Raw genomic sequence first — 24754 nt, 5'->3', positions numbered from 1 at the left:
TGCAACCCTTCTCGCCCCAGCGCACGTTTAAGGCCCATGACGAACTCGGACGCGGACTACGTGGCCTACGTCCAGGGACGGTTACCCACCCTGCGACGCCTGGCATACCACCTCTGCGGTGACGCACACCAGGCCGACGACCTGGTCCAGGAGACCATCGCCAAGCTGTACAAGGCCTGGCGGCGGCTCAGCGTGACCGACGGCCTGGACACGTACACCCGCACGACCCTCGTCCGGGCGTTCCTCGACGAGAAGCGGCGGGGCTGGTGGCGGGTGCGGCTCTTCGACGCCGTACCCGAGCGTGCCGGCCCGCCCCCGCCCGGCGTAGAGGAGCGGGTGCTGCTCAGCGCCGCGCTCAGCAGGGTCCCACCGCGTCAGCAGGCCACCCTGGTCCTGCGGTACCTGCACGACCTGCCCGTCGCCGAGGTCGCCCGGATCCTCGGCTGCTCCGAGGGCACGGTGAAGAGTCAGACCGCGCACGGCCTGGCGGCGCTGCGCCGCACGCTCACCGAGTGGTCATCCGCGTCCGCGAACACGAACCGCTGAGGAGGGGAACACCCATGTCGTACCACGAGAAGAGTGCCACGGAACTCCTCGCGCCCCTGAACGTCGACCCGGACCGGCCCTCGCGGGTCGACATCGCGGCCGCCATGGCGGGCGTACGCCGCAAGCGGCGTTACACCTTCACGGCCGCGGGTGCCGCCGCCGTCGCGCTGGCCGGGGGCACCGCTTTCGGCGGGGCCCTGGCCTTCGACAGGTCGCAGCCGGCGCCGGAGCCGCTGCCGGTCTGCGTCGCCACCGAGCTGCCGATGGGGAAGTACTCCTCGGTCCAGGTCACCGCGGCCGATCCCACCGGCCGATACATCGCGGGCCGGGCCAACCCGATCGCCGGAATGAAGTCCGCGCTGATCGTCTGGCACGACAACACGATCGCCGAGATCGTGAAGAGGGACAAGCTCGTCATCACCGACTTCGACACCCGCGGCGTCGGCGTCGGGTTCGAGATCAACGGATCCCGTGCCTACGTCTACCGCAACGGCGCCCTCACCCCGCTCAAGGGTGACCGGGTGGAGGCCCGGGCGATCAACGAGGCCGGCGTCATCGTCGGCGCCTCCATCTCCAACTCCGCCCGTCGGCCCGTGCGCTGGGCGTCGGCGACCGCCGACCCCGAGCCGCTCCCCATGCCGGCCGGCGTGACCGGGGCCCTGGCCGTGGATCTCGCCGAGGACGGGACGATCGTCGGCCGGACCGACGACCACGGCGGGTACCTGTGGTTGCCGGACGGCACCCACCGGCCCATTGCGCCTCCCGAGATCGGCGGAACGCCGGCCTACGGCTTCGAGCCGCGCAGGTTGCGCGGCGGCTGGGTCTACGGCGAGGCGTCATTCCCCGACGGAGCCGTCAAAGATCAATCCGAGGCCCGGGCCGGCGACGTGCCCTTCCGCTACCAGATCGCCACCGGCAGGTACGAGCGGCTGCCGGTGAACGACGGGCGCCCCGCCGTCCACGTCGGCAACCGGCTGATCCCCCTGCCCGGCGACACCAACGAGTCCAGGGAGTACAACCACGTCGTCAGGACGTTCAGTGCGGACGACCGGGCCTTCGCGGGCGACAATCACGGCCTCACCTCTGATGACCCGTTCCATCCGATGAGCTGGCGCTGCGAATGACGGTGACGGCCCGGGCGCGGCGGTCGCGGCCGCCGCGCCCGGCGGCCCGCGGCCACGCCGGCGCAGCGTACTGACAGGGCGGTTCCGGCGGCCACCCGGTGCGACATGACATTCGTGACTGTCACTGGGTCTGGCGGTACGGGTGCTTTCCCGCGAGGGTGGAGTGATCGCGGCGCCCGCCCTCGCGGTCGCCGGAACGGGGCACCACGGGGAGGACGGGCGATGACGGGAATCAGCCGACGGGATCTGGTGGCGGGGGTCGCGGGCTCCGTGGCGCTCGGCACGACGGGGCTGCCGGCCCCGGCCGCGGCCGCCGCCCCGGTCCGCGCCTCCGCCGTACGGCTGAGCGACGGCACCGACATCGCGGCGCGGATCTCGCCCGACGGCCGCCGGATCGCGATGGACCTCGTGGGCGTGCTGTGGATTCTGCCGTCCTCCGGCGGATCGGCACGGCGCCTCACCGGCGACTTCTTCGACATCGCGCAGCCCGACTGGGCACCGGACGGCTCCGGCCTCGTCTTCCAGTCGTACCGCGACGGGGTGTTCGACCTCTGGACCATCCGCGCCGACGGCTCGCGGCTGCGGCGGCTGACCGAGGGCCCCTTCGACCACCGGGAGCCGCGCTACTCCCCCGACGGTTCCCGGATCGCGTTCTCCACCGACGAGTCCGGCAGCTACGGCATCCGGGTGCTGGATCTGGCGAGCGGCGCCGTGACCACCGTCGCGGACACCGCCGAGCAGGAGTACGAGCCGGCCTGGTCCCCGGACGGGCGGCGGATCGCGTTCGTCGTCACGAGCACCCGCATAGACGTCGTGGACGTGGGCACCGGCGCCCGGGAGACCGTGGTCAGCGTGCCGGCCGGTCAGGTGCTGCGCGCGCCCGAGTGGACGCCCGACGGCGCCGAGATCGTCCACCACCGGCTCGCGAACGGGCGCAGTGAACTGTGGCGCGGCGACTCGGCCGAGATCACCGGCGAGGACGTCTTTCCCTTTCGGGTCTCCTGGCGCACGAACCGCGATTTCGTCTACACCTCCACCGGCGGCATCCGCCGCGGCACGCTCGCCGGCACCGGCACCGGCACCGGCCGCATCGGCTTCGTCGCACCGGTCTCGGTCACCCCCGCCCGGTACCGCAAGCGCCGGCGCGACTTCGACTCGGTGACGCCGCGGCCCGTGCGGGGCATCGGCAGCCCGGTCCTCTCCCCCGACGGCACCCGAATCGCCTTCCGGGCGCTGAACGACGTCTGGACCATGACCATCGGCGGCCGGCCCGAGCCGCTGACCGGGGACCGGTGGTGGAAGTCCGATCCGGCGTGGTCCCCGGACGGGCGCTACCTGTCGTACTCCACCGACCGCGGCGGCAAGCTGGACATCTGGCTGCGCGACCTGCGTACCGGGGCGGACCGGCAACTGACCGACCTGCCCGGCGCCGCCGCGGTCTCCGGAAGCTGGTCGGCCGACGCCACACACCTCGCCTTCCTCGACCAGACCGGCGCGCTGTACACCGTCGAGGTGGCCACCGGCACCGTGCGCCCGGTCTACCCGGCTACGTTCGAGCCCGGGCGGCCCACCTGGTCCGCCGACGGCGCCACCATCGCGCTCGCCGCGATCGTGCCGTACTCCGCGCGCTACCGCGAAGGGCTCAGCAAGATCCTGCTGGTGGACCGGCGCACCGGGGCCGGACGGTACGTCGACGCCCTGCCGCACCGCTCGCTGCAGACCCGCGGCGACGACGGTCCGGTCTGGTCGCCGGACGGCACCCGGATCGCGTTCGTGGTGGCCAGCGTGCTCTGGGTCGTCGACGTGCACCCGGACGGCAGCTTCGCCGCGACACCACGACAGATCACCGACGAGGTGACCGACGCACCGAGCTGGAGCGGCGACTCCCGGCACCTGCTCTACCTCAACAACGGAAGGCTGCGCCTCGTGCCGGCCGCCGGAGGCCCCGCTCGGACCGTTCCGATGACGCTGACCTGGACCAACAGCCGGCCGCGAGGACGCATCGTGATCCACGCCGGCCGGATCTGGGACGGTGCCGGTCCCCGGCTGCGCGACGACGTGGACATCGTCGTGGAGGGCAGGAGGATCGTCGCCGTCGAGCCACACCGCCCGGGACGCGACGGGCGCCGCGTCGACGCCCGCGGCGCGGTGGTGATCCCGGGCCTCATCGACATGCATCACCACCGGGAGATGCAGGGCTTCTCGTACGGGGACCGGCAGGGCCGGCTGTGGCTCTCGCTCGGCATCACCACCACGCGGTCCCCGGGAAGCCCGGCCTACCACATGGTCGAGGAACGCGAGGCGATCCAGTCGGGGGCCCGGACCGGGCCTCGCTACTTCGCCACCGGCGAGGCGATCGACGGCGCCCGCATCTTCTACAACTTCATGCGCCCCACCTACGACGAGAGACAGCTGCGCCGCGAGCTGCAACGCGCGGCGGCGCTGGACTACGACCTGACCAAGTGTTACGTCCGGCTGCGCGCGAGCTGGCAGCGCCGGGTCATCGCCTGGTCGCACCGGCACGGCATCGCCAGCACGTCGCATTACCACTACCCGGCCCTCGCGGTGGGCGGCGACGGCATGGAGCACGTGGGCGCGACCAACAGGCTCGGCTATTCGCGTACCGTCACCGCCCTCGGCGCCGTCTACGGCGACGTCGCCGACATCTTCACCACCGCGAGGGCGGGCCTGACGCCGACGCTGTTCAACGCGGTCACCCTGCTCGCGGACGACGACAGCCTGGTCACCGACGAGCGCGTCCGCACGCTCTACCCGACCTGGGAGTACACCAACTTGCAGAGGACGCTCACCACGGCTCGCACGACGGACCAGAGCGCCGTACGCGAGAACCTGGCCCGGCAGGTCGCCCACGTCCGTACCCTGATCCGCGGCGGCGCCCGGGTGGTGACGGGAACCGACTCCCCCATCGCCCCCAACGCGGTAAGCACCCACCTCAACCTCCGCGCGATGGTCGCGTACGGCCTGACCCCGCACGAGGCGCTGTCGACCGCCACCCGTACGGCGGGCGAGTATCTGGGCGAACCGCTCGGCCGTATCGTGCCGGGCCACTACGCCGACCTGACCTTCCTGGGCGGGGATCCCCTCACCGACATCCGCGAGGCGGCGAACGTCCACCAGGTCATGGCCGACGGCGAACTGAGAACGGTGGCGCAGCTGTTGCAGCCCTTCGCGGGGCGGCGGCCGCGGACGACGTCGTCGCTTCCGGCGGCCGCACCGAGGCATCCCGCCAATGTGGACCACTGGTGGGAGGATCCGCACTACCTGGCGGAGAGCCGGCACGCATGCTGCTCGGACGGCTGAGGGCGACGGCCGGGGCGAGGCTAGCGGTCGTCGTCGAGGTCGCGTAGCGCCGCGCGCAGGAGTTCGGGGGTGCGGGCCGGCGGTTCCGCCTCGATAGTGAGCCGGCCCATCGCCGCGGCGTAGTGGTCCACCTCCTCGGGCTTGTCGAGGTAGAGGCCGCTGGTGAGGTGTTCAAGGTAGACCACGTCCGGCATGTCCGGGTGCGGGAAGCGCAGGATCGTGAAGGCCCCGCCGGCCGCGGCGTGCCCGCCGGACTCGAACGGGATCACCTGGAGCCGCACGCTCGGCCGCTCGCAGATCTGGATCAGCGATTCGATCTGCTCGCGGAGGATGGCCCGGCCGCCGATCGGGCGGCGCAGCACCGCCTCGTCGAGCACCGCCCACAGCCGCGGCTGATCGTCGTGCTCCAGCATCTGCTTGCGGGCCATGCGCAGCTCGGCCCGGCGGTCGATCTCCGCCGCCGTGGCGCTGCCGTGACCGAGCATGATCACGGCCCGGGCGTACGCGTCGGTCTGCAGCAGCCCCGGCACGAACTGGATCTCGTAGGTGCGGATCAGCTCCGCCGCCTGCTCGAGGTCCAGATAGTTCTGGAACCAGCTGCTGAGCACGTCGCCGTACGAGTGCCACCAGCCGGGCGTGTTGGCCTCGCGGGCCAGGGTGAGCAGCCGCTCGTGCTCGCCCTCGTCATCGACGCCGTAGAGCTTGAGCAGGTCGGTGACGTCTCGTTCCTTGAAGCTGACCCGGCCGAGCTCCATCCGGCTGATCTTCGATTCGGAGGCGCGGATCTCGTAGCCGGCCCGGTCGCGGGTGACGCCCTTGGCCAGCCGCAGGCTGCGCAGGCGCGCACCGAGCTGCAGACGACGGACCGTCGGCCCGTCGTTCTGCTGTCCCGTCGCCACTCGTGATCCTGTCGTTGTTACGGCTTACGCCCCACGGCGCCGTACTGGTCGATCTCGGGGGCGTCCTCGGCGCCGGCGTCCGGCCGCCACCGGGTCACCGAGATCACGCCCGGCTCGACCAGCTCCAGGCCGTCGAAGAGGCTCGTCATCCGGGCGGCGCTGCGCAGGTGGTACTTCGGGTTGGCCGAGATGTTCCAGATCCGCACGGCCTCGTTGTTGGCCTCGCTGGTGTCGCTGCCGTCGTACATCGCCAGGTAGCTGCCCGGGGCGAGCCGGCCCATGAGGCGGTCGATGATCGACTTGGCCTCCGCGTCGTCCTCGATGTGACCGAGGATGCCCATCAGGAACAGCGCCACGGGCCGGTCGAGGTCGAGGGTGCGGGCCGCCTCGCCGAGGATGCGCTCCGGGTCGCGCAGGTCGGCGTCGATGTAGTCGGTGGCGCCCTCGGGGCTCGTGGTCAGCAGTGCCCGGGCGTGCGCGAGGACCAGCGGGTCGTTGTCCACGTAGACGACGCGGGACTCCGGGGCCACCTGCTGGGCGACCTCGTGCGTGTTGTCCGCGGTGGGCAGGCCGGTGCCGATGTCGAGGAACTGCCGCACGCCGGCCTCACCCGCCAGATACCGCACGACGCGAGCGAGGTACGCCCGCGAGAGCCGGGCGTTCTCGGCGAGCTGCGGCAGCGACGCGATGATCTGATCACCGACCGCGCGGTCGACGGCGAAGTTGTCCTTACCGCCGAGCAGGTGGTTCCAGATCCTGGCCGTCTGCGGGACGGTGGTGTCCAGTTTTGGCATCTCCTGCTGGCCGTCTGTCACTTGCACATCCCTTGGTCGACGCGTGGCGGGGCGAATGATCGGCGCAAGCATAAACCGCCCATCGATCGCACGGAGGCGCCGAACGGTCAAACTCCGCGCGCCTAAGCGTCGATCATGGACACCCCGGCCGCGGTCAGTCTCCGCACGGTCTCGTCCTGTGACGGGGCGTCGGTGATCACCCCCGCGACGGCGGTCAGCGGGAGCACGGAGAAGCGGGAGGCCGCGCCGATCTTCTCGGTGCTGGCCATGACGTAGGTGTCCGCGGCGCGCCGCGCGAGGGCGCGTTTCATCGCGGCCTCGTCGGCGTCGCCGGTGGTCAGCCCCGCGTCCGGGTGCACCCCGGTGACCCCGAGCAGGAACAGGTCGGCGTTGACCACCCCGGCCGCCTCGACGGCGGCGGCGCCGCAGGCGACCATCGAGTGCCGGAACAGCCGGCCGCCGAGCACGTACACCTCGATCGACGGGTGCTCGGCCAGCGCGGCGGCGACGGTGGGGCTGTGGGTGACGACGGTGGCCCGCAGATCGGCGGGCAGGGCGTGGGCGACGGCCAGCGCGGTCGTGCCGCCGTCCAGGATCGCCGTCTCGCCCGGCCGGATCAGCGCGGCCGCCGCCGCGGCGACCCGGCCCTTGCTCTCCACCTCGACGTCGCGCCGGGTGTCGTGGTCGGCGACCGCCGGAGATGCGGGCAGGGCGCCGCCGTACACCCGGTGGCAGAGGCCGGCCGCGGCCAGCTCCCGCAGATCGCGGCGCACGCTGTCCTCGGAGACCCCGAGCTCGGCGGCGACGTCCTTGGCGACCAGGCGACGGTCGCGCCGCAGCCGGTCCAGCAGAAACTCTCGGCGTTGCGCAGCCAACATGCACGTTTCTCCACACTCTTCTTTGTTTCTGCCGAGTCTAGCGGTACTTTGGCCCGCATGAACCCCATGATTATCCTTATTGCGGGCCCGTACCGGTCCGGCACCGGCGGCGACCCGGACCTGATCGCGGCCAACCTGGCCCGGCTGGAGGAGGCGGCGTGGCCGATCTTCCAGGCCGGGCACGTGCCGATGATCGGCGAATGGGTGGCGCTGCCCGTGCTGCACAACTCGGCGGGCGCGGCCACCGCGGAGGACGTGCTCTACCCCGTCGCGCACCGCCTGCTGCGGCACTGCCACGCGGTGCTGCGCCTGCCCGGCGAGTCGACCGGCGCGGACCAGGACGTCGCGATCGCCCGCGAGCGCGGCCTGCCGGTCTACCACCGGATCGAGGAGATCCCCGGGCACCGGGCGCAGCCCGTCGGTTGACGGGTGCACCACCGGCGGGCGGTCAGGGAACCATCCAGCTGAGCAGCGGGGGGCCCTGCAGGGTGACGAGCACGCACATCACCAGCAGCAGGAGCAGGCTCCAGCCCACCACCCGGCGGAAGATGTCGCCCTCCCGCCCGGCCATGCCGACCGCCGAGGCCGCGATGGCCAGGTTCTGCGGGCTGATCATCTTGCCGAGCACCCCGCCCGAGGAGTTGGCGGCGGCCAGCAGCACCGGGTCGAGGCCGGCCCGGGCCGCGGTCTCCACCTGCAGCGCGCCGAACAGCGCGTTCGACGAGGTGTCCGAGCCGGTCACGGCCACCCCGGTCCAGCCGAGGATCGAGGACAGGAAGATGAACACGCCGCCGGCCGCGGCCAGGAACTCGCCGAGGGTGTTGGTCTGGCCGGATTGGTTGAGCACGTACGCGAGCGCCAGCACCGCCATCACGGTGACGATGGCGTGCCGCAGCTCGACGTAGGTGTCGAGGTAGGCCCGCAGCGCTCTCGGCCGGGACGGATCCGCAGCACCAGGGCCGTCAGGACGCCGGCGAGGATCATCAGGGTGCCGGCGGCGGGCAGCCAGCCGAGGGTGAAGGTGGTCGAGGCGAGCGGCTCGCCGTCGGCGCCCAGGACCTCGCGCCCCGGCCAGGGGAACTTGACCGTCCACGGCTCCTGCGCCAGGGCGTCCTTGATGACGCCGATGTTGGCGATCGAGAAGATGGCGATGATGATCAGGTACGGCGCGTACGCGCGCGCGACCTCCCGGCCACTGTCGCGTCGCTCCAGCGTCCCCACCGCGCCACCGCCGGCGGGCGACGCGGCGGCCTCCGCGTCGCCGAGTCCGGGCGCGGCGGCCTCCGCGTCGCCGGGTCCGGGTGGCGCGGGCTCGCGCAGGTCGGGCGACTCCACCGGCCGCCAGAACCGCAGCAGCAGCACGACGGCGGCCGCGGCCAGCAGCGCCGCGACGATGTCGGTCAGCGGCACCGAGATGTAGTTCGAGGCCACGAACTGCCCGATGGCGAACACCACCCCGGCCACGATCGCGGCCGGCCAGGTCTGCCGGACGCCGCGGCGTCCGTCGATCACGGCGACCAGGACCAGCGGTACGACCACCGCCAGCAGCGGGGTCCGCCGGCCCACCATCGCGCCGAGCGTGTCCGTGTCGAGCCGCGGGTCGTCGACCGCACCCGAGGTGACCGTCGCGAGGGTGACGATCGGGGTGGCGAGCGCCCCGAACACCACCGGCGCGGTGTTGGCGATGAGCGCGACCGCGGCGGCGCGGATCGGCGGGAAGCCCAGGGCCATCAGCATCACCACGGTGACCGCCACCGGGGTGCCGAAGCCCGCGAGCGCCTCGAGCAGCGCGCCGAAGCAGAAGGCGACGATGATCGGCCCGCATGCGCAGGACGCCGAGCAGGACGAAGAGGGTCAGCAGCGGCAGGACCGCGAACACGGCGGAGAGCGCCACGGAGCCGGCGACGGGGTCCGTCACGATCGTGAACTGATCCAACACAACAGCCATCCAGGTTTGTCGATGCTTCGTAACGACAATCTAGCGGCTGGGCAGCTCCGGCGACCTTCGGAGGAAACAATCGGCCCCGGGTCGCCGGCTCTGTCCTACTGAGACTCGCCGGCGGCCCGGCGCCCGGGGGGAACACGTTTTCCGTGCAAGTTGCACCGAGTACATGACCATGGCATGCCAAAATCGTCCAGGACACGCGTGGGCGCCGCCCAAGACCAATAAACCCCTTCTCACGCCCTGTTGTTCTTGAGTCACTCTCCGTACGCTGTTGGTCAATAAGCCATCGATCAACTTCAGTCGCAGAGGCGAATCGGTGGAACGACCAGCAGCATTGCGGGGAGCAGAGCATGGTCATCAAGATTGTCGATCAGATCAATGACGACGAGATCCTCGAAGCGGCGTGGGACCTCTATCTCCACGCCTTCCGCGAACTGAACGCGATGGCGGTGCAACGGCACCTCATGTACCGCCATGAGTTCGACGAGGTCATGAACGATCAGCGCGTCCAGAAGCTCCTGTGCGTGGACGATGACGGGACCCTCTGCGGACTGTCCACGTACACGAACGAACTCGACGCGGTGCCACTGATCGCTCCCGAGTACTTCGAGCGGCACTGGCCCGAGCATTATGCGGCACGCAAGATCTGGTACATCGGTTTCGTCGCGGTGCACCCTCAGGCCCAGGGCCGGCACATGTTCCGCCAACTGGTCGAAGAGATGTACGTCATCGCCGCCACCCAGAACGGACTCGTCGGCATAGACATCTGCAGCTACAACGACGAGGTGCTGAACTTCTCGCACGTCTTCCGGACCATGGTGGAGCGTCTCGACACCAACATGCGCTTCCAGCGGATCGACCAGCAGTCGTACTGGCTCTACGAATTCCCTGGTGAGGAGGCGGCCTGAGTGGTCACCGGAACTCACGCCATAGGCGACCTCCGCATCGACCACCACGGTGGTCTGCCGGGTACCTGGTTGACGGGCCGGCGCGGGTGACCGTGCCGGAGACGGGTATCGCGATTTCGGTGGTCATTCGCCTCCAGATATGCCGGGAGTCCGGCTCGGTCGAGCCGGGCGTGGTGGCGGTCCAGCAGGGCGCTGCCGATACCCCGATTCTGCGGATCGGGGCGCGCCGCGCGGGACGCCAGGTGGTGGTCCGGGTCGAGCGGGTTCTGCGCATCGAGCGCCGCGGTGAGTACACGCGCGCGGTCGGACGCCGGCCCGGCCACCTCCTTCATCCGCCGTCCGGAGCCGGACGGCGGCGGGCTTATCGGTGCCGACGCGATGGCGGCGGCCACGAGGCGGGCGGTCTCGTCCGTGCCGACGGGAGTGTCGTCACGGATCACCGGTTGCCGGGTGGCCTTCGTCATCGGAATCCTCTCTCCGGGTGCGTACGGGCGGATCAGTAGTGGTAGCCGCGGGCTCCGACGGGTTCATGTGACCCTTTGGTCAGCGGTGGGCCCTCCGGTAACGCCACGACCCCGCCGTCGGCGCCGCGGCCGATCGCCGCATAGGCCTCCGGCCGCGCGGCGCGCATGCCCAGCGCCCAGAGGACGCCGATCAGCGCGACACCCATGTAGAGCACCGGGATCAGCCACTGGAACGGCGAGTCCCCGTCGACCTGCAGCAGCTCGCCGAAGCCGATCACGGTGATGCCGAGCACGGCGCTGAGCAGCAGGAACGCGATCATCGGGGCGATCATGGCGCGCCAGATGTTCTCCAGGCCGCGGTTGCGCACGAAGAACACGAGCACCGCGAAGGACGCGCTCCACATCAGGATGAGCACGCCGAGCCCGCCGATGGTGGTCAGGTAGGCGAAGACGTACAGCAGCGGTTCGACGCCGGCCACGGCGTAGGCGATCAGCACCCCGAGCGCGAGCACGCTCTGGGTGATCGAGCCCAGCAGCGGGGCGCCGGTACGCGGATGGGTGTGTCCCCACACCGACGGCAGCACGCCCTCACGGCCCAGCGCGAACTGGTAGCGCGCCACGGCAGCGTGGAACGCGAGCAGCGCCGCGAAGACGCTGGTCAGGAACAGGATGTAGCCGATGTCCACCAGGATCCCGGGCACGTGCGGTCCGACCAGCGCGAACACCAGGTCCGTCCGGTGCTCCTGTGCCGTCGCGACGATCTGGTTCGCCCCGGTGTTCACCGCCATCGCCCAGGCGGAGATTCCACAGAGGAGCCCGGCCAGGATGACCGCGAGGTGGGTGGCGCGCGCGACGGTCCGCTTCGGGTCCTTGGCCTCCTCGGAGAGCACGACCGTCGCCTCGAAGCCGACGAAGCCGGCGACCGCGAGAACCAGCATCGCGCCGACGTCGGCGGTGAAGAGCTGCGCCGGCGCGAGCGTCTCGAAGCTGATGTGCCCGCCGGCCGGGTTCGCGACCATCACCAGGTCGTAGATCAGCACCACGCTGATCTCGGCGATCAGCAGCACGGCGAGGACCTTGCCGCTGAGATCGACCCAGAGCAGGCCGAGCACCGCGACCAGCGCCCACGCGACCAGGGCGCAGGTGAACCAGCCGACCGTGATGCCGAGCGCCGCGAGGATGTCGGAGGCCGCCGAGCCGAAGAGCCCGAACAGACCGATCTGCATCAACGAGTACGCCGGCAGCGCCACGAACGCCGCCCCGACACCCGTCACCCGCCCGAGCCCGTGGCTGATGTAGGCGTAGAAGGCGCCGGAGTTGACGATGTGCCGGCTCATCGCCACGAACCCGACCGTGAAGACGGACAGGATCCCGGCCACCACCAGGTAGATGACCGGCACGGCGGTGTTGCCGATGATCGCGTAGATCGCCGAGATCGAGCCGATGATGACGGTCAGCGGGGCGGCACCGGCCACACCGAAGAAGACCACGGAAGGCACGCCGAGCCGGTTACGAGCCAGTGCGGTGGAGATGATGTCCGGCTCGGCGATTTCCTTACGCGCCATCAACAGCCTCCCGGCCCATTGATCGAAGTTGTCCGGTCGGCGGTGGTGCCGCCCGCGAGAGCTCACCGACGCCCGACGGCCAGCACCGAGCCGACGCTGGACTCGGTGTACTCGATGAGCTGTCGCAGGTCCTCTGGTAGTGACGCCACCGTGTTGGGCAGCACGGTGAGCGCGGAGCGGTGCGCCTCGAAGTCCCACAGCACGTGGCGGGTGAGCCCGGTCGCGGCGACGAGGCCGGCCAGTACCCGGTCACCGAGGGACATGTCCATCCCGCGGACCAGGATGTTCGCGAGCCGCATGGGTGCCCAGGCCGCGGCGTTGCGCTGCAGCTCGTTGTTGGGCATATAGAAGGTCTGTGTGCTCAGCATCCGGCGCCGGGTCACCGATTCGACCGCGCCGCAACGTTCCAACCGCTCGCCCACCCGGACCGCCGCGTCCTGTGACAGATAGGCCAGCCACGTCCGCACGTCGCGATGCTGCGGCTGGGCAATCAACAGGTCGAGAATAGAATGGGTGAGTGCGTCGCGGGGCGGTTGGTTGCTCACGATCTCGAGGTCACCCGCGAAGATACGGAGCCGATTGTCGAGGATAAGCTCGCCCAGCAGCGAGGCAGCCAGGCCGATACCGGTGGCCCGCGGATGCAGCCGCGAACGGCCGGTTCGGTCCTCGTGAGCGATCAAGTAGAACTGGTCAGCCAGCACGCCGCCACTCCCTAGTACACATCGACATGAGATACGTCGACGGGCAACAACTGCCCGTATAGACCGCACTTACTCTTTGTCCGACGCATCATGTACCCAGCTCTAAGGTCAACACAAGAAGTACTAGACTCGTAATCTGTCGTGATGTTCTTGGCGGAGCATGGGACGGTGCTGGACGTGTATCCCTACCCGAGAACCGAGGGGGCCACAGTGGCCACTGACGAGGGCCCTACCCTGCGGCGGCGACGCCTGGGAGCCGAGTTGAAGCGGTGCCGCGAGGCCGCGGGACTGACCCAGGAGATCGTCGGGCGGCACTTCGAATGGCACGCGGCGAAGGTCACCCGGATCGAGACCGCGCGCGTGGCCGTGACCGCGCGCGACGTGAAAGACCTGCTCACGCTGTACGGCGTCGAGGACGAGGCGTACCGCGAGGCGCTCATGGCGCTGGCCCGGCTGTCCCGGGAGCGGACATGGTGGACGGACTACCGCGACATCATGCGCCCCGGCAACTTCGTCGGCCTCGAGGCGGAGGCGTCGGTCCTGCGCGCGTGGGAGCCCCTGGTGGTACCGGGCCTGCTGCAGACCGAGGAATACATGCGTGCGCTGATGCGCACCGGCCGTGCCTCCGACCCCCCGCACCACATCGATCGGCGGGTCGCGCTGCGCCTGAAGCGCCAGGGCCGGCTGACCGCCCGGAACCCGCTCAACCTGGTCGCGATCATCGATGAATCCGTGGTGCGCCGCGTCGTGGGCGGCCCGGAGGTCATGAACGAACAGCTACTGCACCTATTAGAAACCGCTCAACTACCCACAGTAACGGTGCAGATCTTGCCGTTCGACGCCGGCGAACATCCCTTCCTGGGTGGCTCAGCAGCGCTTTTAGAGTTCCGGGAGACCACTCATTTGGATGTAGTTTACCTAGAGGGTCTTGCGGGAGACTACTACGAAGAGCAACATTCAGAGGTCGCCCGCTACCGAGACGAGTTCGAGCGACTGAGCGCCAAGGCCCTCGACAGTCGTCTGACGATCAAGATGATCGAAGGCCTGCTTCACCGCTAGGCCTGCGCGGGAAGCGTGCAGTGAGAACTACAACCGCATATTGAAGGGAGGTGCTTGGCATGCCTGCGCACCATCTCAACGCTGCCGTGTGGAAGAAAAGCAGTCGCAGCAACGGAAACGGCGGCAACAACTGTGTCGAGGTCGCATTCCTCGACACAGCCGTTGCCGTTCGCGACAGCAAGAACCCTACGGGTCCAGCTCTCATCTTCAACCCGTCAAACTGGACTGAGTTTGTCGACTCAGCCAAGGGCGGCGAGTTTGATCTGAACAGGTGAGAGAATACCGATCGGTGCGTGACGATGGGAAGTAGTGAATCAAAATCAACTTCCGCCGATGCATGATCCGTTTCAAGATAGTGAAACGTTTGTCAGCGGCTTTCGGATTGCGTGCCATCGGATCCGTGCGGTAGGGAAGTTCGGGGCGTCCGGCCGGGCGCCCCGAACCTGCTTTCCGGCCCCTGGGCAGGCAATTCTCCGCCTCTCGGGGTATTCACCAGGCCATATACGGGGTGTACGCTCAGGAGTTAATTCATAACCCAGCGTGAAGGGGCCTCCCGTTGCGCACCATATCTCCCCATTCTCCGGAAGCCGATCCGGAGGCCGGAGCACCCGGCGACCCTCCCCATGCCGGGGCGCCGCTGCTCGAGATGAGGGCCGCGCGCATCGTCGCCGCCCTGGATGAATTCCGAAACGCATTCCCGCAGGTGCGACCCTTCTACGCCACGAAATGCAATACCGATGCCGGCGTACTGCGGGTACTGCACCGGGCGGGATCCCGTTTCGAGGTCGCATCCATCGAAGAAATCAAGATTCTTCGGACCCTTGGCGTGCGCGGACAGGATCTGATCTTCAGTAACCCGGTACGCGCACGCGAACAGACCAGACAGGCGGCCCGCGCCGGCGTGTACCGCTTCGCGGTCGACTCCCGGGAGGAATTGCACCGGGTGGCCGAGGAGGCGCCGGGCAGCTGCGTCTACGCCCGGCTCGCCACGGGCGCCGCGGCCAGCGTCGTGCCGAGCGAGGGAAAGTTCGGTGTGGACGCCCGCGGCGCGATCGACCTGCTCGTCCGCGCGCGCGACCTCGGACTGGTCCCGTACGGGATCACCTTCCACATCGGTTCCCAGTCGCTGAGACCGGCGGCCATCGAGGCACCGCTGGCGGAGGTCAACACCGTGCTGTCCAGATTGATCAGCGTGGGCATCCGGCTGCAGATGGTGGACATCGGTGGCGGCTTCCCCGCGTCGTACGACCGGCCGGTGCCCGCGCTCGCGGTGTTCGGGCGCGCCGCGGCGGCGGGCATCGCCCAGCTGCCGTACGCGGTGGAGGTCTTCGCCGAGCCGGGCCGCTGCATCGTCGCCGAGGCCGGCACGTTCCGGTGCCGGGTGATCGGCGTCGCGCAACGGCCCTCGGGACACTGGGTCCACACCGACCTCGGCGTCTTCAACGGCCTGATGGAGGTCCTCGAGTCGGGCGGCGGCCTGCGCTATCCGATCTGGGACAACCGCGGCTCGTCCAGCCGGCGCCGCTTCCACGTGACCGGCCCGACCTGCGACGGCCAGGACACGTACGCCCGGGACGTGCCGCTCTCCGCGGACCTGCGCGAGGGCGACGAGGTGCTCATCGGCTCGGCCGGCGCGTACACGACGGTGTACGCGTCCCGCTTCAACGGCTTCGCACCGCCCACCGTGCTGGTGATCTGAGGCGGTGAGGTCAGGCGCGGTGCTCGAGGTGGGCGCGACGCCGTCGCACCGACGCGAGGTCCCGCCGGCGAGGGCTCCCCCGAGCCGATCAGCTCCCCTGTAGCGGAAGACCACCGTCGCCGGATCCGCGCCGAGGTCACTGGGAGAAGCCGTCGGCGATGAGCCGGAGGGTGGAGCGGCGCAGGCCTCTCGGCATGCGCCGGGCGTGCCGGCGCGCGGGGTCGGCCTCGGACAGCCGGGCGCGCAGGGACTCGGGCACCCACGGCCCGCCCGTGTAGAGCAGGCCGCCCGCGACCCGCTCCCCCGCGAGGCGCCGCCCGGCGAGCCGGGCGTAGGCGGCACCGAACCAGCACCAGTCCGGCGGCTCCGGCGGCAGCCCCGACCAGTCGCCCATCGGGGCGAGGTAGGGCTCCTCGGGACGCTCGGCCGGGCCGTAGAGGGTGCGGCCCTCGCGCTGCATGCCGCCGGCGACGGAGGCGGAGACGTACACGGTGCCGGGGTGGGTCAGCGCGAGGGCGAAGCGGCGCACCCGGTCGTCGCCGGGTGGCAGCTGCGCGTGCAGGGAGTGCACGGCGACCGGGCCGCGGGGCCGCGCCTCCGCGGCGGCGAGCGTCGCGTGGTACACCGGCGGGGTCCCGGACAGCAGCAGGAGCGAGTCCGCGTTCGCGTGTGCCCGCGCGAACGCCTCCGGCCCGTCCCGGTCGAGCCTGCCGCGCAGGGGTTCGGTGTCGCCGAACCGGCGCGGCATCGCCTCGGGAAGCAGCTCCCGGGCGGCGTCGAGCCAGCGCGCGACGATGTCCGGGGAGCGGTCGCGCCGCTCGTACCACCGCAACACCAGCACGTCGAGACCGTTTGACACCGGACCATCATCCAGGAGCGGTGCCCGGCCCCCGCGGGGACCGTAGCCTCATCGCATGTACTTCCCCTGGGACGAATCGCGGCCGGCGTTCGCCGACGCCGCGCAGTGGTTCGTGCGCACGACCGCCCTCGTCGGTGACCGCTGGGACGCGCCGGGCCTCGGCGAGTGGGACGTGCGCGCGCTCGTCGGACACACCAGCCGCTCCCTGCTCACGGTCGAGGCATACCTCGCCCGTCCCGCCGCGGCCGCCGAGCTCGCCTCGCCGGGCGACTACTACCGCGCTACGAGGGCGGCCGCCGCCGGTGCGGCCGTCGCGGCGCGCGGGCGCGACGCGGGGGTCGCGCTGGGCGCCGATCCCCCGGCCGCGGTGGCGGAGCTCGCCGCCCGCGTGGTGGCGCTTGTCGGCGCCCGGGACGGCACCGAGCTCGTGACGACGATCGCGGGCGGCATGCGGCTCGGGGACTATCTGCCGACGCGCACGTTCGAGCTGGCCGTGCACACCGCGGACCTCGCCGCCGCGATCGGCGCACCGGCCGAGGTGCCCGCGACGGCCGGGGCGCAGGCGCTCCGGGTGGTCACCGACCTCGCCGTCGCGGACGGGCTCGCCGCACCGCTCCTGCTCGCCGCCACCGGCCGGCCGGGCCTTCCCGCGGGCTTCTCCGTGCTCTGATCCGGCGGTCCGGGCCGCCGTTGCTACTGGATGCCGTTGGTGCGGCAGTACTTGGCGTAGGTACCGGTGCAGACGATCCGCTTGTCGACGAAGCCGTCGGCGATCACCTTGGCGACGTCCTTCTTGAAGACCTGCGTCGGGTTCAGCAGCACCGAGTCCACGTACCCGCCCGACTCCGGATCCTTGACCCGGCGGTCGGCGCCCGCGGGCTTCTCGCCCTTGTACAGGCTGATCGCGAGCCGGGCCGCCGCCTCGGCCTCCTTCTTGATCGGCTTGTAGACCGTCATGCACTGGTCGCCGGCGAGGATGTTCTGCAGGCCCTGCGTCTCGGCGTCCTGGCCGGTGACCGGGATCGTGCCGTTCACGCCCTCGCGCTTGAGCACGGTGATGGCGGCGTTGCCGAGGCCGTCGTTGGCGGCGAGCACGCCGTCGATCTTGCCCTCGGTCTGTGCCCACATCTGTTCGAAGATGAACCGGCCGTCGTCGTTGTTCCAGCGGGGCACCGACTGGTCCGGCCCCTTGAGGAACGTGCCCTCGTCGTACTTCGCCTGCAGGATCTCGTCGTAGCCCTCCCTGAAGAGGGTCGCGTTGTTGTCCGTCGGCGCGCCGTTGAGGTAGACGATGCGCGGGTTCTCGACGCCCTTCGCATCCAGGCACTTGACCAGGCCCCGGCCCTGCATCCGGCCGACCTCGACGTTGTCGAAGCTGACGTAGTAGTCCGCGTTGCCGTTGAGGGTGAGCCGGTCGTAGTCGATCGTCTTGACGCCGGCGGCCTTCGCCTTGTCGAGCACGGCCTTGCCGCTGGCCGCGTCCAGGCTGACGATCATCAGGACCTTGGCGCCACCGGAGATCATGTCGTTGGCGATCTTGGCGAAGTTCCCCGCGTCGCCCTGGGCGTTGCGGATGTCGACGGGCACGCCGGCCGCCTCGAAGGCGGCCCTGAGCAGCTTCGGGTCGTCACTGCCCCACCGCTGCGAGGTCGTGGTGTCCGGCAGGATCACGCCGACTTTGCCCGCGCCGCCGCCGGAGGCGGTGCTGGCGTCGTCGTCGTCGCAACCGGCCAGGCCACTCAGGGTCAGCAGACCTGCCGTGGCGACCGCCACCAGCTTCCTACGCATAGCGTTTTCTCCTCCCGGGACAAAGCCGGGCCAGGGTAACAGAGCGTAAGCATGCCGGGGATCGGGTCGTGATTAAAGTCCCATCGGCCTCATGTTCTGACGGCCATCCCGGCGAGCATGACGGAGGGCGCGGCGTCGGCGTCGGCGGGCGCCTTGGCGCCGGGGTGCCACCGGTTACCGGCCACGATCCCCGGCTCGATCGGACTCCAGCCCTCGAACAGCGCCGTTACCTGCTCCTCGTCCCGTAACACCAGCGGCGTGCCGGTGCGGCTGAGCAGATCGACCACGCGATCGATCTGCTCCATGAAGGCGCTGGCGGTGACGTGCGAGATGACGAGGAGACTGCCCGGTGCGGCCAGGTCGTGGTAGCGCCGCAGGGCGACGGCCAGCGCGGGGCTGTCGGGCATGAACTGCAGCACCGAGATGAGCTGGATGCAGACCGGCTCGGAGAAGTCGAGCACGGAGCGCAGCCCGGCATCGCCGAGGAAGGACTCCGGCAGCTGGATGTCGCCCTGGACCGCCACGGTGTCCGGGTCGTCGCGCAAGAGCTCCCGGGCGTGCAGGACCGCGGTGGGGTCCAGGTCGACGTAGCACACCCGGGCGCCGGGGCACACGGCGCGCGCGACCTCGTGCACGCTGCCCGCGGACGGAATGCCGGACCCCAGCTCCAGGAACTGCCGCACGCCGCGCTCGGTGGCGTACCGGACGGACCGGTGCTGGAAGGCCCGGTCGGCGGCCATGATCTCCGGAATCTGGGGCATCAGCTCGACCGCGCGGGCCGCGACCGCCCGGTCGACGGCGAAGTTGTGGCTTCCGCCCCGCAGGAGGTCGTAGATCCGGGCCAGGCTCGGCCGGTTCGGATCGACCGTCGCGGGCAGGCGCACCGGTGCTGCCATGTCGCCCGCCCCCCGCCGCACGGATTCGCACAACCGCGACCCTTCCGATGCGGATGACTTTACGGTGGGCATGGTGCGTATCGGCAGAAACCGGGGGGATGGTGCAGTCCCTAGAATCCATGACCGGCCTCTTGGTGGAGGAGGCACCGGACGCCGTGATCATCAGCGGGGCGGACGGCACCATCGCGCTGGCCAACCGCCGGGCGCACGGCATGTTCGGCTACCCGCCCGGCACCCTGCCCGGCCACAACGTCGACGACCTGGTGCCCGACGAGACCCGGCCGATCCACCCCGGCTACCGGGCCGGATACCTGGCCAGCGAGCACCCGCCGCTGCGCCGCCTGCCGCTGCGCGGCCGGCGGCAGGACGGCAGCGTCTTTCCCGTAGAGGTCTCCCTGGCCGCGGTCTCGGCGCCGGACGGCGACACCTATGTGACCGCGGTGCTGCGTGATGACAGCGCGCACCGTGAGGCGGAGGAGACCCGGGCGCTGCTGGCCTCGATCGTGCAGTCGTCGCACGACGCCATCGTCACCACCGACCTGGCCGGCGTCGTGCTGACCTGGAACCCGGGCGCCGAGCACCTGTACGGCCACACCGCGGCCGAGATGCTGGGACACCCGATCGACCCGATCATCCCGCCGGAGCGGAGCATCGACGAGGAGGAGGTCCGCGACCTGGTACGGATCGGCGGCCGGATGGACCGGTACCGCACGCACCGGCTGCACGCCGACGGCAGCACGATCGCGGTCTCGCTGCTCGTCTCCCCGCTGCAGGACCGGGACGGCACCATCGTCGGCATGACCACGACGGCCCGCGACGTCAGCGACCGGGAGCGCGCCGAGGCCCGGGTGCAGGCCGTGCTCGACGCGGCGCCGGACGCACTGCTCGGCGTCGACGACGCCGGGTACATCGTGCTGGTCAACGCGGAGGCGGAGCGGATGTTCGACCTGCCACGCCACGACCTCACGCACATGGCCGTGCACCGGTTGCTGCCCGACGGCCTGCCCGCCGCCTCGGCCGTGCTGCGGACCGGCGGCGACTCGACCCCGCTGAACACCGAGCGGCTGACCGACCACACCGCGACGCCGGGCTGGGCCACCCGTACGGCCCGGCGCCGGGACGGCAGCCAGCTGCCGGTCGACATCTCCTGCAGCGCGCTGGACACCGACAGCGGGCTCATCGTGGTGGCCGCCGTACGCGACGTCTCCGAGCGCCTCGCCGCCCAGATCGAGCAGGAGTCGCTGCGCGAGGAGGCCGAGCAGCAGAAGACGGAGGCGCGCAACCAGCGCACGCAGCGGCTGGAGAGCCTCGGCCAGCTCGCCGGCGGCATCGCGCACGACTTCAACAACCTGCTGGCCGTCATCCTCAACTACGCCTCCTTCATCATCGAGGACGGCCGGCACACCACCTTCGCCAAGGACGCCGAGCAGATCGCCCGGGCCGCACGCCGGGGCAGCGAACTCACCCACCAGCTGCTCTCGTTCGCCCGCCGGGAGGTGATCCGGCCGCGCGCGCTGGACGTCAACACCGTGGTGTCCGAGGTGCACCAGATGCTGCAGCGCTCCATCGGCGAGCACATCGCGCTGAGCACGAGCACGGCCGCGGACCTGCCGGCCGTGATGGCCGACCCGGGCCAGCTCGAGCAGGTGCTGGTCAACCTCGCGGTCAACGCCCGCGACGCCATGCCCGCGGGCGGGGAGCTGACGATCGACACCGCCGCGGTCGACGTCGACGACGAGCACGCCGCGCGCCGGGCCGGCCTCGCGGCCGGCGGCTACGTCCGGATCCGGGTGTCGGACACCGGCACGGGCATGCCGCGGGACGTCATCGACAAGGCCTTCGACCCGTTCTTCACGACCAAGCCCAGCGGGCAGGGCACCGGGCTCGGCCTGGCCACCGTCTACGGCATCATCACCCAGGCCGGCGGAACCGTGCAGATCTACTCGGAGCCGGGTCTCGGCACCACGATCACCGTCCTGCTGCCGGTGACCGACGCCGTCGTGCGGGAGACCGAGACCCACGAACCCGCGGGTGACTTGCAGGGGCATGGTGCCACGGTGCTGGTGGTGGAGGACGAGACCGCGCTGCGCGAGGTCACCCAGCGGATCCTGCTGCGTGCGGGCTACACCGTGCTGACCGCACCGAACGGCAGCGAGGCGCTGAAGATCGCCGGGGACCACCCGGACCCGATCGACGTCCTGCTCACCGACGTGATCATGCCGGGCATGCTGGGCAAGGACATCGCGGCGGCGATCGTCTCGGCCCGCCCGGAGACCCGCGTGCTGTTCATGTCGGGCTACGCCCAGCCGGTGCTGACCACGCACGGCACGCTGCCGCCGGACGTGCACCTGCTGGAGAAGCCGTTCACCGGCGCGGAACTCGTCACCGCCCTGCACCAGCAACTTCATCGCTAGGGTCGGTCCCGCCTGCGGGCGCCGGCGCAAGCGCGCGGCGCAGGGCCCGGCACCGCCGCGCCTCGGCCGGATCCGCCACCGGTACGGCGGGCGGCAGGCCGGCGCCATCGCGACAAGGCCCCGCAGGAAGTGCCTGTACCGGGCCAGGGGCGGCCGGTCGATGCACAAGATCCGCATTACCCACAATTCCTGTCGGGTGAGTAGGATGGCGCGGTGATATCGCTTACCGAGCCGGCCGCGGAGCGCCTCGTCGCCGACCAAGCCTTCACGCCCGGGATGCCGGGCTTCGTCGGGGTCGCCGTCGACCTGCTGCTCGATCGGCCCGCACTGCCCGGCACCCCGCCCGGGTCGCCGGCGGAACGCCCGCGGCTGCGGCACGGCTTCCTGACCGCCGGGTCCGCGCGGGTCGCGGTGGTCAGCGGGCCGCCGTCGCCCGGCGTCGAGGCGAGCGCCGCACGGATGACCGAGGATCTGCGGACGGCGCTGCCGCTGATCGGCGTGCACCGGGCGGCCGTGCTGGACGAGGCCGCCGACGCGGTCGACCCGCAGACCGCGGGCGACGACGCCTACGCCACCGCGACGGCGGGCATCCGGGTCGGGCTCGAGGCCGGCATCGACGGCGCCGGTCCGTACGGGCTGGGCCGGCGTTGGCATCTCGCGCACGCGATCGCGCCGGTGCTGGCCGCGGCGTTCGCCAACGCCCCGCTGCACCACGGCCGGCCCACCGGCTGGCGCAGCGTCCGCCAGGCCCTGCGCCGCGACCTGCCGTCCGCGCCGCCCGGCGACGACCCGCGGGCCGCCTGGACGGCCCTGGTGCTGGACTCGCCCAGCGGCGGTCGCACGTTCCGGGAGTGGACCCGCTCCGCGCCGGGCGACCGGCCGACCGGCACCGACCTCGCCCGGCACATCGCGACGCTGCGGCCGCCGGTCGCCGCCCGTCGGCACCTCGAGATCGACGTCGCCGACCGCCAGCCCGGCGACGGCTGGCTCGTGCCGCTCGCGGTCACCGCGGCCCTGCTGGACGACGCGTACGCGGCCGCCGAGGCGGAGTGCGCGACCCGGCCGCTGGTGGGTACCCCGCGGCTCTGGGAACGCGCCGCCCGCGACGCGCTGACCGATCCGGACCTGGCAACCGCCGCGCGGGAATGCTTCGTCTCCGCGTACGCGGCGCTGGCCCGCCAGGGCGTCTCCCGGGAGATCCGGGACGCGGTCGCCGCCTTCACCGAGCGGTACGTGCTGCGCGGCCGCTGCCCGGCCGACGACGTGCTGGACCGGGTGACCGCCCGCCCCTGAGCCCGCTGGTAGGTTCGTACCTTTATGTCGGACCGGCCCACAGCTCAGGAGCCTTGTGAAGATCCTCGACGAAGTGTCGCGCACGCTCAACGAATTCCTGCTCGTACCCAGCCTCACCACCGCCGCCTGCACCCCGGACAACATCGACCTGAGCGCGCCCCTGGTGCGCCACCGGGTCGGCGAGACCTCCCCGATCCGCATCGCCACCCCGCTGACCAGCGCGATCATGGGAGCGGTCTCCTCGCCCCGGCTCGCCATCGCCCTGGCGCAGTGCGGCGGGCTCAGCTTCGTGCACCAGAACCAGCCGTACCCGGAACAGGCCGCCATGGTCGAGGCGGTCAAGCGGCACAAGGCCGGCTTCCGCTTCTCCGACATCAACATCAAGCCTTCGGCCACCCTCGGCGAGGTGACCGTGCTGCTGGAGTCCGCCGAACGTGACGTCGCCGTGGTCACCGACGACGGCAGCCCGCACGGCCTGTTCGTCGGTCTGATCTCGACCGACGACTTCCACCCGCGGCGCCACCGCCTGGACGACCCCGTCTCCTCCCGGATGCGCGCCGCCGCGGACCTGGTGACCGCGCCGCCGACGGTGACCCTGTCCGAGGCGAACACGCTGATCTGGGACCACCGGCTGGACGTGCTGCCCGTCGTCGACGCCGACGGCCTGCTGCACTCCATCGTGCTGCGCCGCGACTACGAACTGCACAAGCGCTTCCGCGACGAGTCGATCGACGCGGACAAGCGCTTCCGGGTCGGCGCGGGGGTGAACACCCACGACTACAAGGAACGGATCCCCGCGCTCGTCGAGGCCGGCGCGGACCTGCTCTGCATCGACTCGTCCGACGGATACTCGGTGTGGCAGGCGGAAACGCTCGGCTACGTCCGCGACACCTACGGCGACGACGTGCGCATCGGCGGCGGCAACGTCGTCGACGGCCGCGGGTTCCGCTACCTCGCCGAGGCCGGCGCCGACTTCGTCAAGGTGGGCATCGGCGGCGGTTCGATCTGCACCACCCGCGACCAAAAGGGCATCGGGCGCGGGCAGGCCTCCGCGCTGATCGACGTGGTGCGCGAGCGCGACGCGTACGCCCGGGAGACCGGGGTCTACGTGCCGCTGTGCTGTGACGGCGGCCTGCTCACCGACTCGCACATGGCGATAGCGTTCGCCTTCGGCGCCGACTTCGTCATGCTGGGCCGCTACTTCGCCCGCTTCGACGAAAGCCCGTCACCGCTGGTACGCGTCGGCGGCCAGTTCTTCAAAGAGTATTGGGGCGAGGGCTCGAGCCGGGCGCGCAACGTCTCGCGGTACGAGCACGGCGGCGGCAGCCGACTCACCTTCGAGGAGGGCGTCGACGGCTACGTCCCGTACGCGGGCAGCCTCTACGACAACGTCGACCTCACCATCGCCAAGCTCAAGGCGACGATGATCAGCTGCGGCGCGACGGACCTGCGCGGCTTCCACGACGGCGCGGTCCTGGTGCCGGTGTCGCAGCAGAGCTTCCTGCAGAACAGCGCCGAGATCCGCCTGCGCGACCGCCCAAGCGACGCGGGCCGCTGACGGCCGGGGGCGCGGCGAGCACTGCCGCGCCCCAACCGGGCGC

The 24754-nt window shown here is 71.0% G+C and carries 24 protein-coding genes; 13 read left to right on the top strand and 11 right to left on the bottom strand.

The window, feature by feature from the left end; translation table 11 throughout:
- Positions 1 to 36: 36 nt before the first annotated feature.
- The 3 genes from AB0B58_RS01010 (at position 37) to AB0B58_RS01000 (ending at position 4991) form a co-directional block, all read left to right on the top strand.
- Complete coding sequence (locus AB0B58_RS01010) at positions 37 to 546, top strand: SigE family RNA polymerase sigma factor (protein WP_360215336.1); 510 nt, start codon at positions 37 to 39, stop codon at positions 544 to 546.
- 14 nt (positions 547 to 560) lie between these two features.
- Positions 561 to 1670, top strand: coding sequence for a hypothetical protein (locus AB0B58_RS01005; RefSeq protein WP_360215333.1), 1110 nt, complete (start codon positions 561 to 563; stop codon positions 1668 to 1670).
- Between the two features lie 222 nt (positions 1671 to 1892).
- Positions 1893 to 4991 carry an amidohydrolase family protein gene (locus AB0B58_RS01000; protein ID WP_360215330.1) on the top strand — a complete coding sequence of 1033 codons (3099 nt, stop codon included), beginning with the start codon at positions 1893 to 1895 and terminating at the stop codon, positions 4989 to 4991.
- Between the two features lie 20 nt (positions 4992 to 5011).
- On the opposite strand, the gene AB0B58_RS00995 is transcribed toward AB0B58_RS01000, so the two are convergent.
- The 3 genes from AB0B58_RS00995 to AB0B58_RS00985 all read right to left on the bottom strand — a co-directional run bounded on the left by AB0B58_RS00995 (position 5012) and on the right by AB0B58_RS00985 (position 7562).
- Complete coding sequence (locus AB0B58_RS00995; protein ID WP_360215327.1) at positions 5012 to 5890, bottom strand: helix-turn-helix transcriptional regulator; 879 nt, start codon at positions 5888 to 5890, stop codon at positions 5012 to 5014.
- Positions 5891 to 5907: 17 nt separating this feature from the next.
- Positions 5908 to 6684, bottom strand: a complete 777-nt coding sequence (locus AB0B58_RS00990; protein WP_360216209.1) for an SAM-dependent methyltransferase — start codon at positions 6682 to 6684, stop codon at positions 5908 to 5910.
- A 122-nt stretch (positions 6685 to 6806) separates the two neighbouring features.
- Positions 6807 to 7562: a DeoR/GlpR family DNA-binding transcription regulator gene (locus AB0B58_RS00985; RefSeq protein ID WP_360215324.1), complete on the bottom strand. Its 756-nt coding sequence runs from the start codon at positions 7560 to 7562 to the stop codon at positions 6807 to 6809.
- 57 nt (positions 7563 to 7619) lie between these two features.
- Here AB0B58_RS00985 and AB0B58_RS00980 point away from each other — a divergent pair, with 57 nt between their 5' ends.
- Positions 7620 to 7988 (top strand): DUF4406 domain-containing protein, encoded by a 369-nt coding sequence (locus tag AB0B58_RS00980; RefSeq protein WP_360215321.1) that lies wholly within the window; start codon positions 7620 to 7622, stop codon positions 7986 to 7988.
- Positions 7989 to 8010: 22 nt separating this feature from the next.
- Here the strand turns inward: AB0B58_RS00980 and AB0B58_RS00975 are convergent, their stop codons facing one another.
- Both AB0B58_RS00975 and AB0B58_RS00970 read right to left on the bottom strand, forming a co-directional pair.
- Positions 8011 to 8433, bottom strand: coding sequence for an L-lactate permease (locus AB0B58_RS00975; RefSeq protein ID WP_360215318.1), 423 nt, complete (start codon positions 8431 to 8433; stop codon positions 8011 to 8013).
- A complete protein-coding gene (locus AB0B58_RS00970) occupies positions 8433 to 9317 on the bottom strand; it encodes an L-lactate permease (protein WP_360215315.1) in 885 nt (294 codons plus the stop codon). Before AB0B58_RS00970 ends, AB0B58_RS00975 begins: the two co-directional genes overlap by 1 nt.
- Here AB0B58_RS00970 and AB0B58_RS00965 point away from each other — a divergent pair.
- Both AB0B58_RS00965 and AB0B58_RS00960 read left to right on the top strand, forming a co-directional pair.
- Entirely contained in the window at positions 9307 to 9612 is a 306-nt protein-coding gene (locus tag AB0B58_RS00965; RefSeq protein WP_360215312.1) for a hypothetical protein, read from the top strand. The two genes, AB0B58_RS00970 and AB0B58_RS00965, sit on opposite strands and share 11 nt — an antisense overlap.
- Positions 9613 to 9857: 245 nt before the next feature.
- Positions 9858 to 10415, top strand: coding sequence for a hypothetical protein (locus AB0B58_RS00960; protein WP_360215309.1), 558 nt, complete (start codon positions 9858 to 9860; stop codon positions 10413 to 10415).
- Positions 10416 to 10429: 14 nt separating this feature from the next.
- On the opposite strand, the gene AB0B58_RS00955 is transcribed toward AB0B58_RS00960, so the two are convergent.
- The 3 genes from AB0B58_RS00955 to AB0B58_RS00945 form a co-directional block, all read right to left on the bottom strand.
- Positions 10430 to 10879 (bottom strand): hypothetical protein, encoded by a 450-nt coding sequence (locus AB0B58_RS00955; RefSeq protein ID WP_360215306.1) that lies wholly within the window; start codon positions 10877 to 10879, stop codon positions 10430 to 10432.
- A 32-nt stretch (positions 10880 to 10911) separates the two neighbouring features.
- Entirely contained in the window at positions 10912 to 12444 is a 1533-nt protein-coding gene (locus tag AB0B58_RS00950; protein WP_360215303.1) for an APC family permease, read from the bottom strand.
- Positions 12445 to 12506: 62 nt separating this feature from the next.
- Positions 12507 to 13145, bottom strand: coding sequence for a GPP34 family phosphoprotein (locus AB0B58_RS00945; RefSeq protein WP_360215300.1), 639 nt, complete (start codon positions 13143 to 13145; stop codon positions 12507 to 12509).
- A 168-nt stretch (positions 13146 to 13313) separates the two neighbouring features.
- On the opposite strand from AB0B58_RS00945, the gene AB0B58_RS00940 reads away from it, so the two are divergent.
- From AB0B58_RS00940 to AB0B58_RS00930, 3 genes are all read left to right on the top strand, one after another.
- Positions 13314 to 14204: a helix-turn-helix transcriptional regulator gene (locus tag AB0B58_RS00940; RefSeq protein WP_360215297.1), complete on the top strand. Its 891-nt coding sequence runs from the start codon at positions 13314 to 13316 to the stop codon at positions 14202 to 14204.
- Between the two features lie 59 nt (positions 14205 to 14263).
- On the top strand, positions 14264 to 14479 hold the full coding sequence (locus tag AB0B58_RS00935; RefSeq protein WP_360215294.1) for a DUF397 domain-containing protein: 216 nt from the start codon (positions 14264 to 14266) through the stop codon (positions 14477 to 14479).
- Between the two features lie 371 nt (positions 14480 to 14850).
- Positions 14851 to 15903, top strand: coding sequence for a type III PLP-dependent enzyme (locus AB0B58_RS00930; protein ID WP_360215291.1), 1053 nt, complete (start codon positions 14851 to 14853; stop codon positions 15901 to 15903).
- A gap of 136 nt (positions 15904 to 16039) precedes the next feature.
- Here the strand turns inward: AB0B58_RS00930 and AB0B58_RS00925 are convergent, their stop codons facing one another.
- On the bottom strand, positions 16040 to 16762 hold the full coding sequence (locus tag AB0B58_RS00925) for a hypothetical protein (RefSeq protein ID WP_360215288.1): 723 nt from the start codon (positions 16760 to 16762) through the stop codon (positions 16040 to 16042).
- Between the two features lie 55 nt (positions 16763 to 16817).
- Here AB0B58_RS00925 and AB0B58_RS00920 point away from each other — a divergent pair, with 55 nt between their 5' ends.
- A complete protein-coding gene (locus tag AB0B58_RS00920; protein ID WP_360215285.1) occupies positions 16818 to 17432 on the top strand; it encodes a maleylpyruvate isomerase N-terminal domain-containing protein in 615 nt (204 codons plus the stop codon).
- Positions 17433 to 17455: 23 nt separating this feature from the next.
- On the opposite strand, the gene AB0B58_RS00915 is transcribed toward AB0B58_RS00920, so the two are convergent.
- Complete coding sequence (locus tag AB0B58_RS00915; protein ID WP_360215282.1) at positions 17456 to 18550, bottom strand: substrate-binding domain-containing protein; 1095 nt, start codon at positions 18548 to 18550, stop codon at positions 17456 to 17458.
- A gap of 89 nt (positions 18551 to 18639) precedes the next feature.
- On the bottom strand, positions 18640 to 19446 hold the full coding sequence (locus AB0B58_RS00910) for an SAM-dependent methyltransferase (RefSeq protein ID WP_360215279.1): 807 nt from the start codon (positions 19444 to 19446) through the stop codon (positions 18640 to 18642).
- 119 nt (positions 19447 to 19565) lie between these two features.
- Between AB0B58_RS00910 and AB0B58_RS00905 the strand changes: the two genes are divergently transcribed.
- The 3 genes from AB0B58_RS00905 to AB0B58_RS00895 all read left to right on the top strand — a co-directional run bounded on the left by AB0B58_RS00905 (position 19566) and on the right by AB0B58_RS00895 (position 24711).
- Positions 19566 to 21860 carry a PAS domain S-box protein gene (locus AB0B58_RS00905; RefSeq protein WP_360215276.1) on the top strand — a complete coding sequence of 765 codons (2295 nt, stop codon included), beginning with the start codon at positions 19566 to 19568 and terminating at the stop codon, positions 21858 to 21860.
- Between the two features lie 213 nt (positions 21861 to 22073).
- Entirely contained in the window at positions 22074 to 23153 is a 1080-nt protein-coding gene (locus AB0B58_RS00900) for a glutamate-cysteine ligase family protein (protein ID WP_360215273.1), read from the top strand.
- Positions 23154 to 23208: 55 nt separating this feature from the next.
- Positions 23209 to 24711, top strand: coding sequence for an IMP dehydrogenase (locus AB0B58_RS00895; RefSeq protein ID WP_360215270.1), 1503 nt, complete (start codon positions 23209 to 23211; stop codon positions 24709 to 24711).
- Positions 24712 to 24754 lie beyond the last annotated feature (43 nt).

Origin of the sequence: Actinoplanes sp. NPDC049118, assembly GCF_040648555.1 — a bacterium.
In the GTDB taxonomy this organism is placed as follows: Bacteria; Actinomycetota; Actinomycetes; order Mycobacteriales; family Micromonosporaceae; genus Actinoplanes.
This window is presented reverse-complemented; position numbering and strand designations above follow the sequence as displayed.

Coding starts and splice junctions, on each gene's coding strand:
- AB0B58_RS01005 (WP_360215333.1), top strand. CDS start 561: ATGTCGTACCACGAGAAGAGTGCCACGGAACTCCTCGCGCCCCTGAAC.
- AB0B58_RS00975 (WP_360215318.1), bottom strand. CDS start 8,433: ATGGCGGTGCTGGCGCTCGCGTACGTGCTCAACCAATCCGGCCAGACC.
- AB0B58_RS01000 (WP_360215330.1), top strand. CDS start 1,893: ATGACGGGAATCAGCCGACGGGATCTGGTGGCGGGGGTCGCGGGCTCC.
- AB0B58_RS00915 (WP_360215282.1), bottom strand. CDS start 18,550: ATGCGTAGGAAGCTGGTGGCGGTCGCCACGGCAGGTCTGCTGACCCTG.
- AB0B58_RS00935 (WP_360215294.1), top strand. CDS start 14,264: ATGCCTGCGCACCATCTCAACGCTGCCGTGTGGAAGAAAAGCAGTCGC.
- AB0B58_RS00930 (WP_360215291.1), top strand. CDS start 14,851: ATGAGGGCCGCGCGCATCGTCGCCGCCCTGGATGAATTCCGAAACGCA.
- AB0B58_RS00950 (WP_360215303.1), bottom strand. CDS start 12,444: ATGGCGCGTAAGGAAATCGCCGAGCCGGACATCATCTCCACCGCACTG.
- AB0B58_RS00910 (WP_360215279.1), bottom strand. CDS start 19,446: ATGGCAGCACCGGTGCGCCTGCCCGCGACGGTCGATCCGAACCGGCCG.
- AB0B58_RS01010 (WP_360215336.1), top strand. CDS start 37: ATGACGAACTCGGACGCGGACTACGTGGCCTACGTCCAGGGACGGTTA.
- AB0B58_RS00990 (WP_360216209.1), bottom strand. CDS start 6,684: ATGCCAAAACTGGACACCACCGTCCCGCAGACGGCCAGGATCTGGAAC.
- AB0B58_RS00960 (WP_360215309.1), top strand. CDS start 9,858: ATGGTCATCAAGATTGTCGATCAGATCAATGACGACGAGATCCTCGAA.
- AB0B58_RS00920 (WP_360215285.1), top strand. CDS start 16,818: ATGTACTTCCCCTGGGACGAATCGCGGCCGGCGTTCGCCGACGCCGCG.
- AB0B58_RS00905 (WP_360215276.1), top strand. CDS start 19,566: ATGACCGGCCTCTTGGTGGAGGAGGCACCGGACGCCGTGATCATCAGC.
- AB0B58_RS00980 (WP_360215321.1), top strand. CDS start 7,620: ATGAACCCCATGATTATCCTTATTGCGGGCCCGTACCGGTCCGGCACC.
- AB0B58_RS00985 (WP_360215324.1), bottom strand. CDS start 7,562: ATGTTGGCTGCGCAACGCCGAGAGTTTCTGCTGGACCGGCTGCGGCGC.
- AB0B58_RS00955 (WP_360215306.1), bottom strand. CDS start 10,879: ATGACGAAGGCCACCCGGCAACCGGTGATCCGTGACGACACTCCCGTC.